The following is a 14,839-nucleotide window of genomic DNA, read 5'->3' as shown; positions in this document are numbered from 1 at the left end:
GCCTGACGCTCATGAGTTGCACACCTGCCTCGCTCGATATCTGGAACCTTGACTGTATGTTACTCAGTCTGTCTGACAGTCAACTCGGATATGGTGCTGCTCACATCACCTCCGGACGCCGTCATCGGACGAGGCGATCAGAGCGAACCCGGTTTCTGTGGGTCCTGAGGAGATAACTCAATTGAGTACCAGTGTGTTCGACTTGTTCTCGGTCGGCATCGGTCCGTCCAGCTCTCATACGGTTGGACCGATGCGCGCCGCCGCGATGTTCGTGAAAGAGGTGGCAGAACTCATCGATCTGCAGTTGGTGACCCGAGTCGAGGTTGATCTCTACGGTTCCCTTGCTGCGACGGGACGTGGTCACGGCACCCTGGGGGCTGTTCTGCTCGGGCTCGAAGGCAATCGCCCGGAGACGATCGACCCCGGTTATGCGCGCGACCGGGTCGAAGCGATCGACTGTCACCGGATTCTGCGGCTAGGGGGGATCAAGTCGCTCCCTTTCAGCACGTCCGAGATCGGAATGCATCCGCTTACGATTAAGGGTCGCCACACCAACACAATGCGTTTCGTTGTTCACGCCCAGCCGGCGGTCCAGCCAGCGCGATTCGAGGCGACCTACTACTCCGTCGGTGGTGGATTCGTCGAACGTGATGGTGGACCCGCCCAGGTCGGCCCTGACCGACAAGCACCACTGCACTACGAAACTGCGGACGAACTGCTGTCGATCTGCGTTGAACACGACATCGCGATCAGTGAGGTGATGTGGCGCAACGAACTGGTCAGCAGTAGCCGGACCGACGTGCGCGACCGACTCTTAGGGATCTGGCGCGTCATGGAAGGGTCAATACACAACGGGTTTGCCGCAACTGGATACTTGCCGGGACCGTTGAAGGTGAGTCGTCGAGCACCGGGCCTTCGCACCCGACTGAACACGGGCGACCGCGACTCCCACGCCCATTCCATGGACTGGCTCAACGCCGCGGCCATGGCCGTCAACGAAGAAAACGCAGCAGGCGGCAGAATTGTTACCGCCCCCACCAACGGAGCGGCAGGAATCGTTCCGGCAGTCCTGTACTGGGCGCTGCGTTACCTACCGGAACTCGGTGATCGCTCGTCGAGGGGGGACGCGATCGTCCGGTACTTGCTGACCGCCGGCGCCATCGCCGTCCTGTACAAGCAACGTGCATCCATCTCCGGCGCGGAGGTCGGTTGTCAAGGGGAAGTCGGATCTGCGTGTTCCATGGCGGCCGCCGGCCTGGCTGAACTCATGGGAGCGACGCCGACGCAAGTCGAAAACGCGGCCGAGATCGGGATTGAACACAACCTCGGTCTCACTTGCGACCCGATAGGCGGACTAGTGCAGATCCCGTGCATCGAACGCAACGCCATCGCAGCCGTCAAGGCCGTCAACGCAGCCAAAATCGCACTCCACGGAGATGGTACTCATCGCGTGACTCTCGACCAAGCCATCGAGACGATGCGTCAGACGGGTCAGGACATGCTGTCGAAGTACAAGGAAACCTCAACCGGCGGACTAGCTGTCAACGTCCCCGAATGCTAATTGACAGAACTGGCTTCCGTTCCTGAGGCAGGAGCGCTGAGTCGCCACGCTTCCCAAACGGTCTGTGCAACAGCGGTTCCGGCGACGAGCAACCCGTTCTGAGGTAGGCCGAGCGTCGGACCGCAAGCGTCGAATAGCTGACAGCCGCCCTCGGTCGCAATGACAACGCCCGCAGCCACGTCCCAACTGTTGTACCGCCCGGGCAGGATCGTGGCCGCGGCCCTGCCCAGCCCCGCATGCGCCAACGATAATGCGCACGAGCCGATGATCCGTACCGTTGCCTGTTCGCCGCTCACCCATTGCAAGAACGGTTCCATTCCGGCCCAGGCGCGGTACCCCTCGGACCACTCGGTGAGAATTACCTGGCCCGTGACGGATTCGATGGCGTCGGGCACCGGTATGGGGACCCGGTTGAGCCTCACGCCGCTGCCCCGTGCCGCGCCGATCGTCTGTTCGCGATATACGTCGTGGACGACCCCGACGGCTGGCCCGTCGGTATCGAACGCCGCAATGCTCACCGATACATTGCCCAGGCCGTAGAGGAAATTAGTCGTTCCATCGATAGGGTCGATGTGCCACACCACGTCAGTCCCCTCGACGGCACCTCGCTCTTCACCGACGATGCCATGAGTCGGATAGCGGTCCGAAATAGCTGACCGGACTAGGTCTTCGACGTTCTCATCGACCGGGGTCAGCCAGTCCGCAGCACCGGATTTGGTCACAGCCTCGGATCGGTCGAGCGCGGCATCCAGCACCTGCCGGCCCGCGCGACGAGCGAGTTCCTCAGCGAACGAGAGTAACTCCGCCAGATTACCGGTCACACCGTCCTTTTCGTCGCAACTCGCGCGACCTTGTGGTTCATTGGGCATCGGTACTCTCTTCCAGCGACGACGGGCCCGTGCCGAACAAGTCAGCTACATGCAGTCTTTCGCAGCGCACCGGCGGTCGGTCAAGGGCTCTCGCGAAACCTTCCCGACCGGCGCTCGTATGAGCTCTCTCATCGCAGATTCGACGCGATTCACGCCTCCCGGGCTGTCAACCGTCACCAGCGCCACCCGTTCGTTATCCACCTTCGGCGCACGCAGGACATGTGCATTCGTGCCGTCAAAGACGACGTCGACGGCATCGTCGCCGGGAAGCTCGACGTCGTCTTTCGCCATGACGCATTCGGGCCGACGCCGTCGGTAGCTTCGGATCCTGCGATGACGTAAGCGTCAACTACGTAGATGAGCGTACGAGGTTGAGAACGCCGTCCACGGTTCCACCCGAATCGGACATCGACCGTTGCCGATCAAACGCCGGTAGGCCCCACTCAGGCCACCGGTCTCCGTATAGTCGGTGAGGTCGGCTAATAAACGGCCGATGACGAGTTTGGAGGCGGTATGGCAGGACGACCCGTGCACACGTTCCAAGTGGTGCGCCGCGCACAGGTGACGCCACACACAGTGCGAGTGGTGCTCGGTGGCACCGGTTTCGACACGTTCTCACCCAGCGAGTTCAGCGATTCCTACGTCAAGTTCGTGATCGTTCCGGCCGGAGTCGACGTCGCCGCGCTGCCACAGCCGCTGACCCTGGACAGTTTTCAGGAACTCCCCGCCGAGCGCCGCCCGACCGTGCGCACCTACACCGTGCGCCACGTCGACGAGGACCGCCGCGAGATCGCCATCGACTTCGTCGTCCACGGCGATCACGGGGTTGCCGCCCCGTGGGCGGCCGCGGTGACCCCCGGCCAGCCCGCCTACCTGATGGGTCCGAGCGGTGCGTACTCGCCGGACCCGGCCGCCGACTGGCATCTGCTCGCCGGTGACGAGGCCGCAGTGCCCGCGATCAGCACGGCCCTGGAAGCCATGCCCGACGATGCGATCGGGAAGGTCTTCATCGAGGTCGCCGGGCCCGACGACGAGATCGCGCTCAAGGCGCCGTCGGGGGTCGAGATCACCTGGATCCACCGCGGCGGCCGGGCCGACCTGGTCGGCGAGGATCGGGCCGGGGACCACGCGCCACTGGTCGCCGCGGTCAAGGAGGCGCTGTGGCTGCCGGGTCAGGTGCAGGTCTTCATCCATGGCGAAGCCCAGGCGGTGATGCACAGCCTGCGGCCCTACATCCGCAAGGAGCGCGGCGTCGAGGCCAAATGGGCCGCGTCGATCTCCGGGTACTGGCGCCGCGGCCGCACCGAGGAAACGTTCCGGCAGTGGAAGTCCGAGCTGGCGAAAGCCGAAGCCGGCGCCGCGACCTGATCCCGGCCGGCCGACGCGGATGGCAAGGTAGCCGTCATGGCATACGGCGACTTCCAACTCGAGATCTATCTTCAGGGCCTGTCCGGCGTGCTGCCGACCATGCCGATGGACTATGCCGGCCTTGAGGCCAGGGCCGAGGCCGCGATGCCCGCGTCGATCTGGTCCTACGTCGCCGGCGGTGCGGGCGACGAGCGCACCCAACGGGCCAACCGCACCGCGTTCGACCGGTGGGGTCTGATTCCGCGGATGTTCAACGCTCATCGGGAACGCGATCTGAGCGTCGACCTGTTCGGGCTCAAGCTGCCCTCGCCACTGTTCATGGCGCCGATCGGGGTGCTGGGCATCTGCGGGCAGGACGGTCACGGCGATCTGTCCGGTGCGCGGGCGGCCGCGGCCACCGGCGTCCCGATGGTGGTCTCGACCCTGACCGAGGACCCGTTGGAGGACGTCGCCGCCCAATTCGGCGACACCCCAGGGTTTTTCCAGCTGTACACGCCCACCGACAAGGACCTGGCCGCCAGCCTGGTGCAGCGCGCCGAAGCCGCCGGATTCAAGGGCATCATCGTGACCCTGGACACCTGGGTACCGGGCTGGCGCCCGCGCGACCTGGCCACCTCGAACTTTCCGCAGCTGCGCGGGAAAAGCCTGGCCAATTACACCAGCGACCCGGTGTTCCGCGCCGGGCTGCCACAGCCGCCAGAGGAAAACCCGCAGGCCACCGTGCTGCGCTGGGTCAGCCTGTTCGGCAATCCGCTGACCTGGGACGACCTGCCCTGGCTGCGGTCGCTGACCACACTGCCCCTGATCGTCAAGGGCATCTGCCATCCCGACGACGCCCGGCGCGCCAAAGATGGTGGCGTGGACGGCATTTACTGCTCCAATCACGGTGGCCGCCAGGCCAACGGTGGGCTGCCCGCCATCGACTGCCTGCCCGGTGTCGTCGAGGCCGCCGACGGCCTGCCGGTGCTGTTCGACTCGGGGATCCGCAGCGGCGCCGACATCGTCAAGGCGCTGGCCCTTGGTGCGAGCGCGGTCGGCGTGGGCCGGCCGTACGCGTTCGGGCTGGCGCTGGGCGGCGTCGACGGCATCGTGCACGTGCTGCGCTCACTGCTCGCCGAAGCCGACCTGATCATGGCCGTCGACGGCTATCCGACATTGGCCGACCTCGCCCCGGACACGCTGCGCCGCGTCGAATAGAACCTTGTGACCGGCACAGCCGGCCGCTACTGGCGGAGAAATTATTCATTGGTGTAGTATTTTCCTTCATGACTGTAGGAACAGTCCGTGAACGGGCCGCCCACCTGGGGCCCGAGCGGCGCCGCCCCCAGGTGCTCGACGCCGCGCTGACGGTCGCCATGGAACGGGGGGTGGCCGCCGTCACCATCGGCGCGGTCGCCAAGCAGCTCGGGGTGACCCGCCCGGTGGTGTACTCGTGCTATCCGGACCGGGTCGAGCTCATCAGGGCGCTGCTCGAACGTGAGTTGGGGCTGCTGCTTCGGGATGCGATCGACGCGTTGCCGCACGGCAAACCGGACGCCGACGAGACCGTGTTCGTGGACGGTTTCCGGGCCTTGCTGCACACCGTGGCGCGCCGCCCGTATTCCTGGCGAATGGTGATGAGTGCCGACCCCGATCCCGCTGTGGCCGAACACTTCCGCAACGGTCGTGCGGTGCTGGTCGGCAAGGTCTCCCGGCGGTTGGCGCCGACATTGGAGCGTTGGGGCACCACCGACGCCGACAAGAAGCTGCCGGTTCTGGTCGAGCAGTTCGTATCCGGCTGTGAAGCCGCGGTGCGGACCTTGCTGCGCGACGACGGAAAAGACTGGACCCCGGACACCTTGGGCACTTTCCTCGGATCGGCCACCTACCGGGCGTTTCGCACCGCCTGATCCCAGCACAGAGGAGTACACACATGTCCGATCTCCAGCCGATGGCCGACTACGGGTTCTTCGGGCCGGACTCGGTGACCTGGAAGGTGTGGGGCCATGCCACCACCCCGATCATCGGGCTGCAGCGCGCCGTGGTGGTCGAGGAACTCGACCCGTCCCTGATCGCCGCGGTGGACACCACCGGCGCGAACTACGACCGGCCCCGCACCCGCTACGACCGGACCGTGCGCTACTTCGCCATGGTCGCGTTCGCCGACACCGAATCGGTGCTCAAGGCCGCCGACGTCCTGGTCAAGGTGCACTCCAAGGCGATCGGCACCGAACCGCTCAGCGGCAACTCCTACGACGCGAACGATCCCAAATCCCAGCTGTGGATCCTGCTCACCGGCTGGCACTCGGTGCTCAAGGCCTACGAGCTCTACGGGGGCGGCAAGCTCTCGGCCGAGGACGAAGCCCGCTATTGGCAGGACTGCGCGACTGCCGCCGAATTCCAGACCTGCGCTCCGGCCGACGTCCCGCGCACCCGGGAGGGGATCAACGAGTACTTCGAACAGATGCGCCCGCACCTCGCGGTCAGCGAAGCCGCGCGTGCCATGATGGATCATCTGCTCAACGCGAAAGTGGTGCTACCGCAAGCCCCGTGGTTCGCCCGGCCGGCGGTGGAGATCCTCAACTGGTTCCTGCGGGCGGGAACCATCGCCACCATGCCGCGGTGGATGCGCCGGCTCAGCGGATTCGACCAGCCACGCCTGGTCGACCTGGCCGTGCGCCCGGTGCTCAAGCTCGGCTTCGGCGTGGTCGACCGGGTTCGCCGGCTGAAGCTGTTGGTGGCCAAGATCATCGCGCCCTCGGTGGTGCCGATCGCCGGCCCCTACATCATGGGCGTGCCGCCGCGCTCGGCCGACGTTCTCAGCCCCGAGGAGGGGCGTCGGCGCTATGGCTACGCCAAACCCGCCGACGCACACCAGGAGCTGCGGGCCCGCCAGCGCGAGCGGGTGTTCGGGCACGGGCAACCGCCCAGCGACGAAGGCCTCATCGAATCCCAGTCCTACCTCGGGAGTTTGGCATGACCGTACGGTCCGACGTGCTGTTCGACCCGAACCGGGCCGACTTCGACCAGTTCGACACCAGAACGCGCGAGATCTTTCGCGCCACCGTCGACTTCTTCGAATCCCACGGTAAGCGGTGGCTCAAGCAGCAGGACCGCGACCGGGTCTGGTACGGCGAGTTCCTCGATCTGGTCAAGCGCGAGAGGATCTTCGCGACCTTCCTGACCCCCGAGTCGGAGGCCGACGGCGATCCCGACAAACGCTGGGACACCGCACGCAACGCCATGTACAGTCAGATCCTGGGCTTCTACGGCATGCAGTACTGGTACGTCTGGCAGGTCACGATCCTCGGCCTCGGCCCGATCTGGCAGTCACAGAACTCGGCGGCTCGGAGAAAGGCTGCCGCACAGCTTGATTCGGGGGAGATCTTCGCGTTCGGCCTGTCGGAACAGGAGCACGGTGCCGACGTCTACTCGACCGACATGGTGCTCACGCCCGACGGCGAAAACGGATACCTCGCCAACGGCGGCAAGTACTACATCGGCAACGGCAACCTGGCCGGGATGGTGTCGGTCTTCGGCCGTCGCGCCGACAAGCCGATCATCGACAGCGCCGATCTTGACCGTCGCCGGCCGGAGGAAGATTTCGAAGGGTACCTGTTCTTCGCCGCCGACAGCCAACATCCGGACTATCACCTCCGTAAGAACGTGGTCGACGGTCAGATGTACGTCGCCGCATTCGATCTGGAGAACTATCCGGTCGCGGCCGAGGACATCCTGCACGAGGGTAAGGCCGCGTTCAACGCCGCAATCAACACGGTCAACATCGGTAAGTTCAACCTCGGCTTCGGCGCGATCGGTGCGTGCGAGCACGCCATGTACGAGGCCGTCACGCACGCCGAGAACCGGGTGCTGTTCGGGCAGCGGGTCACCGAGTTCCCGCAGATCCGCCGGATGCTCGCCGACGGCTACGCCCGGCTGGTCGGGATGAAGCTCTACAGCGAGCGGGCCGTCGACTACATGCGCGGCGCGAGTTCGCAAGACCGGCGCTATCTGCTGTTCAACGCGATCGAGAAGATGAACGTCACCCGTGAGGGCGAGAAGATCGTCACGCTGCTGGCCGACACCATCGCCGCGCGTGCCTTCGAATCCGATATGTACTTCACCATGGCGCTGCTCGGTGTCACCGGGCTGCCGCGCCTGGAGGGCACGGTGCACGTCAACATGGCGCTGTCGCTGAAGTTCATGCAGAACTACATGTTCGGCGCCTCCGACGCCGGGTTGGCGGCACTCGGTGTTCTTCCGGTCGGCCGGGCCCCGGCCCCGGTGGTGAACGCACTCGCGGGCGGGCTGCGGGCCACCGGAGGCGCACTCGCGGGAGCGCCCTTGGCGCGGCGTATTCCGCAGCTCAAACCGCTGCTGGCCGACCTGCCCACGATCGGCACCCGCCGCGACGCCGCCAACGACGACTTCCTGTTCGATCAGGGCCCGAGCAGCGGCCTGGCGAAGATCCGGTTCGGTGACTGGCAGGCGGTGCTGCGGCGGGCGGCCTCGACGCCGAACGTCGGAGTCTTCCTCGAGCAGGCCAAGGCGCTGCAGACGCTGCTGGCGGTGGCCACCCCGACCGCCGACCAGCAACGCAACGTCGACTTCCTGTTCGCGATCGGGGAGATGTTCACCCTCGTCCCGTATGCGCAGCTGATCCTGGAGCAGGCCGAGATCGAGGCGATCGACTCCGATCTGATCGACCAGCTGTTCGCGGTTCTCGTCACCGACATGTCCACGCACGCGACCAGACTGCACTGCCATCCGGATGCCACCGCGGCGCAGAAACAACGTGCACTCGACATCATCGGGCAGCCGGTCGCCGACGGGGCGCGTCACGATCGCGTCGTCGCCAAGGCCAGAACGCTGGCCGGGCGGTATGAGATGAAGCCGTGACGGTCACCGCGCGGCGCGTCGGGTGGACACCGCACCGGCATCTGCCACGGTAGGGGAGTGGACACCCTGCTCGGCGAGTTCGACCAGTATCTCGAGCTGGAACGCGGATACTCGGCGCACACCCGGCGGGCCTATCTGGGCGATCTGCGGTCGCTGTTCGGGTACACCGCCGGTGGACTCGAATCCCTGACCCTGCCGCGGTTGCGGGCCTGGTTGGCCGCACAGGCATCGGCGGGTGCGGCCCGTACCACGCTGGCGCGACGGACCTCGTCGGTCAAGACCTTCACCGCGTGGGCCTGCCGGCGCGGGCTGCTGCAGGCCGACCCGGCGGGCCGGCTGCAGGTGCCCAAAGCCCGGCGGACGCTGCCGGCGGTGCTGCGCCAGGACCAGGCGCTCGAGGCGATGGCGGCGATCAATTCCGGTGCCCAGGAAGGTGATCCGCTGTCCTTGCGGGACCGGCTGATCGTCGAACTGCTCTACGCCACCGGAATCCGGGTGAGCGAGCTGTGCGGGCTGGACGTCGACGATGTGGACGCCGGACGCCGGGTGCTGCGGGTGCTGGGCAAGGGCGACAAACAGCGCACCGTGCCGTTCGGCGAACCCGCCCACCAAGCCCTCACCTCCTGGTTGCGCGACGGGCGTCCGGCGCTGGCCACCTCCGGCTCCGGACCTGCCCTGCTGCTCGGGGCGCGAGGTGGCCGGCTGGACCCGCGGCAGGCCCGCACCGTCGTGCACCAGACCATGTCCGCGGTCGCCGGCGCACCCGATATCGGCCCGCATGGATTGCGGCACAGCGCGGCCACCCACCTGCTGGAGGGTGGCGCAGACCTGCGCATCGTGCAGGAACTGCTCGGCCACACCACATTGGCCACCACCCAGCTCTACACCCATGTCACCGTCGCGCGCCTGCGGGCCGTGCACGATCAGGCGCACCCGAGGGCCTGACACCCACCACCGCCGAACGTCGACATCACGGCGTTCAACGCAGCAGCTTGATCACCTCGGCGAGGTGCGGCCTTGCGGGCTCGCGGCCCGGCCATTCGTCGAACACCGTCCAGTAGCTGACCCCGAACCGGCGCCGGCGTTCCGAAAGCTCCTCGGCCATCTGCTCATAGGTCCCCAACAACACGAACGGGGAGGCCAGCAGCAACTCGGGGTCGGCGCCCAGCGGCGCGGCCAGCTCCACGGCGGCCGCGGCCCGGTCATCGGTATGCACGACGAACTGGAGGAGCGCGTTGAGTTCGATGGCGTCGAACCGGTCACCGGCCGCCTCGCGCACCACCGCGATCCGATCCAACAGCCCGGCGGTATCGAAGTGGGTCAGCCGTACCTCGGTGGCGTCGCGATTGTGGCTGAAACCCGCCAGCCCGGCGATATCGGCGACCCGGCCCGCCAGCTGCAGAACCCGGGTGCCGTTGCCGCCGATCAGCAGCGGCACCGCGACATCGGGTGCGGCGACCAGTTCGCCTGCGGGCGCGCGCACGCAGTAGTGCGCACCGTCGACGTCGACGGCCTCACCGGCCAGCAGCGGCCGGATCACCGATACCGATTCGACGAGCCGGTCCACCCGGACCCCGCCCGTGTCGAATTTGAGTCCGGCGGCGTCGTATTCGGACTTCATGTGCCCGGCTCCGAGCCCGAGCTCGAACCGCCCGCCCGACAGGGCGGCGAGGGTGGCGGTCTCGCGGGCGGTATCGACCGGATGCCGCAGATCGTTGTTGAGCACCAGCGTGCCGGTGTGCAGCCGGGTGGTCGCCGCGGCGGCGGTCGCGGCGCCGGAGAACGGTGACAGCGACGCCATCAGGTGGTCGGGGATGGTCAGCACGTCGAAACCGGAGTTTTCGACGCCCGCGGCGAACTCGGCGAAATCGGTGCCCCGCGGCAGGGCCGTGTGCAGGCCGAAGCGGCCGGTCGCGGTGGGATCCGGCGGCGGCATGACGGGCCATGCGCCCGAGGGTAGGCAGGTGTGTTCAGCCGGTCAGCGGTTTGAGCCGGATCGGCGTCTCGGCCAGCAGGCCCAGCGGGTCGACATAGTCGGCCCGCGATGCGGGGCCCCACATCGCCCCCCAGTGCAGGCAGGCCGGCACGGGGCAGCCGGCATGTCCTTCGACGAGCAGGCCGAGCGGCTGGCCCGCCCCGACCACCTGGCCCACCCGCACGGCCGGCGCTACCGGTTCGTAGCTGGTGCGCAAGCCACCCGGATGCGCGACGGACACCACCGGGCGCCCGGCGAGTGTGCCGGCGAACACCACCGTGCCAGGACCGGCGGCGTGGACGGCCTGCCCCGATGTGCCGGCAAGGTCGACGCCGCGATGCCCGCGCTTCCAGTTCGGTGCGGGCGCGTCGAACGTCCTGGTCACCGCCGGCCGCGGTGACACCGGCCAGCGCAGCCGCTCGCCGGTCGCGTGCGCCGGGGCCGCCGCCCAGACCAGTGCGACACTGACCAGGACCACCACCGATCTCATCCGCCCAGTTCACCGCGTCGGGGCTGGCGGATGCGAGCCCCAACCGGGCCGGTTGTGGATAACCGCACCGACCGGCCGTCGCGTGGCAAAAGCACCCCCGAGCAGCGTGTAAACTGCTATCCGCAGCTCGTGTATTCGGGCTGACTTCGCGTGTCTGCGCCACGGCCGCCTCATCGGGGTCGTACACGGATGCCGGCGGTCCCGACCTGGGGTTTCCCGGGGCGGGTCCGGTGACCGGCAGGCACCAGGGCCCGGCATCACCCGACGCCGGGCGACAACCGACAACAAGAGGACACAGGCTTCACCATGGCTGTTGTAACCATGAAGCAGCTGCTCGACAGCGGCACCCACTTCGGGCATCAGACCCGTCGCTGGAACCCCAAGATGAAGCGGTTCATCTTCACCGACCGCAATGGCATCTACATCATCGACCTGCAGCAGACGCTGACCTACATCGACAAGGCGTACGAGTTCGTCAAGGAGACCGTCGCCCACGGTGGCAGCGTTCTGTTCGTCGGCACCAAGAAGCAGGCGCAGGAATCGATCGCCGATGAGGCCACCCGCGTCGGCATGCCCTATGTGAACCAGCGCTGGCTGGGCGGCATGCTCACCAACTTCTCCACCGTGCACAAGCGGCTGCAGCGCCTCAAGGAGCTCGAGGCCATGGAGCAGACCGGTGGCTTCGAGGGCCGCACCAAGAAGGAAATCCTCATGCTGACGCGTGAGAAGAACAAGCTCGAGCGGTCGCTGGGTGGAATCAGAGACATGCAGAAGGTGCCCTCGGCCATCTGGGTCGTCGACACCAACAAGGAGCACATCGCCGTCGGCGAGGCCCGCAAGCTGGGCATCCCGGTCATCGCGATCCTCGACACCAACTGCGATCCCGACGTCGTGGACTACCCGATCCCGGGCAACGACGACGCGATCCGTTCGGCGGCCCTGCTGACCAAGGTCGTCGCCTCCGCGGTGGCCGAGGGCCTGCAGGCCCGGGCCGGCCAGGGCGGCGGCGAGAAGCCGGACGCCGCAGGCGCCGAGCCGCTCGCCGAGTGGGAGCAGGAGCTGCTCGCCGGCGCGACCGCGGGCACCGCCGAAGGCGCTGCCAACGGTGCCGCCACCACCGAATCATCCACTGACGCTTCGTAATCACTCAGGGGAAGGCTTACATGGCTAACTACACCGCTGCCGACGTCAAGCGGCTTCGGGAGCTGACCGGCGCCGGCATGCTCGACTCGAAGAACGCGTTGGTCGAGGCCGGCGGCGACTTCGACAAGGCCGTCGAGTTGCTGCGTATCAAGGGCGCCAAGGACGTCGGCAAGCGTGCTGAACGCGCCACCGCCGAAGGTCTGGTCGCCGCCAAGGATGGCGCGCTGATCGAGCTCAACTCCGAGACCGACTTCGTCGCCAAGAACGCCGAGTTCCAGGCACTGGCCGAGCAGATCGTCGCCGCAGCGGCGGCGGCGAAGGCCGGCGATATCGACGCGCTCAAGGCTGCCAAAACCGGCGACACCACCGTCGAGCAGGCCATCGCCGACCTGTCGGCCAAGATCGGCGAGAAGCTCGAGCTGCGCCGCGTCGCCTACTTCGACGGCACGGTCGAGACCTACCTGCACAAGCGCGCCGCGGACCTGCCGCCGGCCGTGGGTGTGCTGGTGGAGTACACCGGTGACAACGGTGCCGAGGCCGCGCATGCGGTCGCACTGCAGATCGCCGCGCTGAAGGCCCGTTACCTCACCCGTGAGGACGTGCCCGAGGACATCGTCGCCAACGAACGTCGCATCGCCGAGCAGACGGCCAAGGAGGAGGGCAAGCCCGAGCAGGCGCTGCCCAAGATCGTCGAAGGCCGCGTGACCGGCTTCTACAAGGACGTCGTGCTGCTCGATCAGCCGTCGGTGTCCGACAACAAGAAGACCGTCAAGGCCCTGCTCGACGAGGCAGGCGTGACCGTCACCCGGTTCGTCCGGTTCGAGGTCGGTCAGGCCTAGCCGCAGACCTGAGCGGCGCACCAACCGCTCACCCGTGAAACCCCGCGTCATATTCGGCGATCCCGATGACGCGGGGTTTCGCCTTTCGGGGAACCGGCCGGACCGCGTCGGTGCGGTGGTACTACTTGGTACCGTCGGCGTATGAGCCGTATCAGTGCCTTCAGCGACGACGCTCTGGGCGATCACGACGCCGTCGGGTTGGTCGAGGAGTTGCGGGCCGGGCGGGTCTCGGCCGCCGACCTCATCGAAGCCGCCGTGGCGCGCACCGAGGCCGTCAACCCCACGCTGAACGGCCTGGCGTTCGAAGCCTTCGACCGGGCCCACGCCCGTGGCGCCGCGCCGAGCCCCTACGGCGGCTTCTTCGACGGCGTACCGACGTTCGTCAAGGACAATGTGGCGTTCGAGGCGATGCCGACCATGCAGGGCACCGACGCCTGGGACCCCCGGCCCGAGCGGGCCAACGGCGACTTCGCCAGGGCCTACCTCTCGACCGGCCTGGTCCCGCTCGGCAAGACCCGCCTTTCCGAGTTCGGTTTCAGCGCGGCGTGTGAACACCCGCGGCTGGGGCCGGTGCGCAATCCGTGGAACACCGACTACACCGCAGGCGCATCGTCCTCGGGTTCGGGGGCCTTCGTCGCCGCCGGGGTGGTGCCGATCGCCCACGCCAACGACGGCGGCGGGTCGATCCGGATTCCGGCCGCATGCAACGGGCTGGTCGGGCTCAAGCCGTCACGCGGGCGGCTGCCACAGGACGAGAACCTGCGCAGGATGCCGCTGCGGATCGTGACCGACGGGGTGGTGACCCGGTCGGTACGCGACACCGCCGCCTTCTACCGCGAGATGGAACGGGTGTACCGCAACCCCAAGCTGCCACCGATCGGCGACGTCAACCGGCCCGGCCGGCAGCGGCTGCGCATCGCGGTGTGCACGCAATCGCTCAGCCGCGAGGCCGGGCCCGAGATGCGTGAGCTCACCCTCAAGACCGCGGCGCTGTTGGAGGAACTCGGTCACCGGGTCACCCCGATCGGCAACCCGGTGCAGCCGAGCTTCAAGGACGACTTCCTGTTGTACTGGGGGTTTCTCGCGTTCGCGCTGGTTCGCGGTGGACGGCGGTCGTTCGGCCCGAGTTTCGACCGGGGCCGGCTCGACGACCTCACCTTGGGACTCGACCGGCATGCCAGCCGCCATCTGTACCGGCTGCCGACGGCCATCGCCCGGCTGGCCCGGTCGCACCGGATCACCGAGCGGTTGGCCAACAGCTATGACGCGGTGCTCATGCCCACCCTCGCCGACCCCACCCTGCCGGTCGGCCGGCTCGACCCGACCGTCGGTTACGAACAGATCATCGATCGGCTGATCGACTGGGTCGCCTTCACCCCGTTGCAGAACGCCACCGGCGATCCGGCGATCTCGCTGCCGCTGGCGCAGACCTCGGCCGGGTTGCCGGTCGGCATGATGCTGTCGTCGACGGTCGGCCGCGAAGCGCGCCTGCTGGAGCTGGCCTACGAGCTCGAAGAGGCGCAGCCGTGGCGCCGGATCCAGGACCAGAAGTAGCCGGATTCCGCGCCTTTCGCGGCCCACCTCATCCGGCGAGCAGACACGCGGGTACCCGAAAACCGGCGTGTCGGGGTACGCCCGCGTCTGCTCGCCGGGTGAAGGTCAGGGTGCGGAAACTCCGGGTGCTCGTCTCCTATGATGGCGGGCGAGTACGCCGAC

13 protein-coding genes and 1 pseudogene are annotated in these 14,839 nt (G+C 67.4%); 10 read left to right on the top strand and 4 right to left on the bottom strand.

From position 1 onward, the window contains the following. Positions 1-181: 181 nt before the first annotated feature. Positions 182-1,561 carry an L-serine ammonia-lyase gene (locus ACWDTP_RS10900; RefSeq protein ID WP_450019411.1) on the top strand — a complete coding sequence of 460 codons (1,380 nt, stop codon included), beginning with the start codon at positions 182-184 and terminating at the stop codon, positions 1,559-1,561. On the opposite strand, the gene ACWDTP_RS10895 is transcribed toward ACWDTP_RS10900, so the two are convergent. Both ACWDTP_RS10895 and ACWDTP_RS10890 read right to left on the bottom strand, forming a co-directional pair. After that, positions 1,558-2,430, bottom strand: coding sequence for an inositol monophosphatase family protein (locus ACWDTP_RS10895; RefSeq protein WP_450019409.1), 873 nt, complete (start codon positions 2,428-2,430; stop codon positions 1,558-1,560). The genes ACWDTP_RS10900 and ACWDTP_RS10895 overlap by 4 nt on opposite strands. Before the next feature lie 180 nt (positions 2,431-2,610). Then, positions 2,611-2,733: pseudogene (locus ACWDTP_RS10890) on the bottom strand (bifunctional hydroxymethylpyrimidine kinase/phosphomethylpyrimidine kinase); the annotation flags it as partial. 210 nt (positions 2,734-2,943) lie between these two features. Here ACWDTP_RS10890 and ACWDTP_RS10885 point away from each other — a divergent pair. The 6 genes from ACWDTP_RS10885 (at position 2,944) to ACWDTP_RS10860 (ending at position 9,621) form a co-directional block, all read left to right on the top strand. Further along, the gene (locus tag ACWDTP_RS10885; protein ID WP_450019407.1) at positions 2,944-3,798 is read left to right on the top strand and encodes a siderophore-interacting protein; all 855 of its coding nucleotides are present in this window, start codon (positions 2,944-2,946) and stop codon (positions 3,796-3,798) included. A 36-nt stretch (positions 3,799-3,834) separates the two neighbouring features. After that, positions 3,835-4,995 (top strand): lactate 2-monooxygenase, encoded by a 1,161-nt coding sequence (locus ACWDTP_RS10880; protein WP_450019405.1) that lies wholly within the window; start codon positions 3,835-3,837, stop codon positions 4,993-4,995. A 68-nt stretch (positions 4,996-5,063) separates the two neighbouring features. Beyond that, entirely contained in the window at positions 5,064-5,687 is a 624-nt protein-coding gene (locus ACWDTP_RS10875; protein ID WP_450019404.1) for a TetR/AcrR family transcriptional regulator, read from the top strand. Between the two features lie 23 nt (positions 5,688-5,710). Next, a complete protein-coding gene (locus ACWDTP_RS10870) occupies positions 5,711-6,757 on the top strand; it encodes an oxygenase MpaB family protein (protein ID WP_450019402.1) in 1,047 nt (348 codons plus the stop codon). Continuing rightward, positions 6,754-8,676 carry an acyl-CoA dehydrogenase gene (locus ACWDTP_RS10865; RefSeq protein WP_450019400.1) on the top strand — a complete coding sequence of 641 codons (1,923 nt, stop codon included), beginning with the start codon at positions 6,754-6,756 and terminating at the stop codon, positions 8,674-8,676. Before ACWDTP_RS10870 ends, ACWDTP_RS10865 begins: the two co-directional genes overlap by 4 nt. A gap of 57 nt (positions 8,677-8,733) precedes the next feature. Next, entirely contained in the window at positions 8,734-9,621 is an 888-nt protein-coding gene (locus ACWDTP_RS10860) for a tyrosine recombinase XerC (protein ID WP_450019398.1), read from the top strand. Positions 9,622-9,655: 34 nt separating this feature from the next. On the opposite strand, the gene ACWDTP_RS10855 is transcribed toward ACWDTP_RS10860, so the two are convergent. After that, complete coding sequence (locus ACWDTP_RS10855; protein ID WP_450019397.1) at positions 9,656-10,612, bottom strand: TIGR03621 family F420-dependent LLM class oxidoreductase; 957 nt, start codon at positions 10,610-10,612, stop codon at positions 9,656-9,658. 34 nt (positions 10,613-10,646) lie between these two features. Beyond that, positions 10,647-11,141, bottom strand: a complete 495-nt coding sequence (locus ACWDTP_RS10850) for a M23 family metallopeptidase (protein WP_450019395.1) — start codon at positions 11,139-11,141, stop codon at positions 10,647-10,649. Positions 11,142-11,447: 306 nt separating this feature from the next. Here ACWDTP_RS10850 and rpsB point away from each other — a divergent pair, with 306 nt between their 5' ends. The 3 genes from rpsB (at position 11,448) to ACWDTP_RS10835 (ending at position 14,677) form a co-directional block, all read left to right on the top strand. Then, positions 11,448-12,284 carry a 30S ribosomal protein S2 gene (gene rpsB / locus ACWDTP_RS10845; protein ID WP_450019393.1) on the top strand — a complete coding sequence of 279 codons (837 nt, stop codon included), beginning with the start codon at positions 11,448-11,450 and terminating at the stop codon, positions 12,282-12,284. A 20-nt stretch (positions 12,285-12,304) separates the two neighbouring features. After that, complete coding sequence (gene tsf / locus ACWDTP_RS10840) at positions 12,305-13,123, top strand: translation elongation factor Ts (RefSeq protein ID WP_450019391.1); 819 nt, start codon at positions 12,305-12,307, stop codon at positions 13,121-13,123. 141 nt (positions 13,124-13,264) lie between these two features. Then, the gene (locus ACWDTP_RS10835; protein ID WP_450019390.1) at positions 13,265-14,677 is read left to right on the top strand and encodes an amidase; all 1,413 of its coding nucleotides are present in this window, start codon (positions 13,265-13,267) and stop codon (positions 14,675-14,677) included. The last annotated feature ends 162 nt before the right edge of the window (positions 14,678-14,839 follow it).

The sequence above is a fragment of the Mycobacterium sp. NPDC003449 genome, assembly GCF_053588415.1.
Note: the sequence above shows the minus strand (reverse complement) of the source record. Positions and strands in the feature narration are given on the sequence as shown.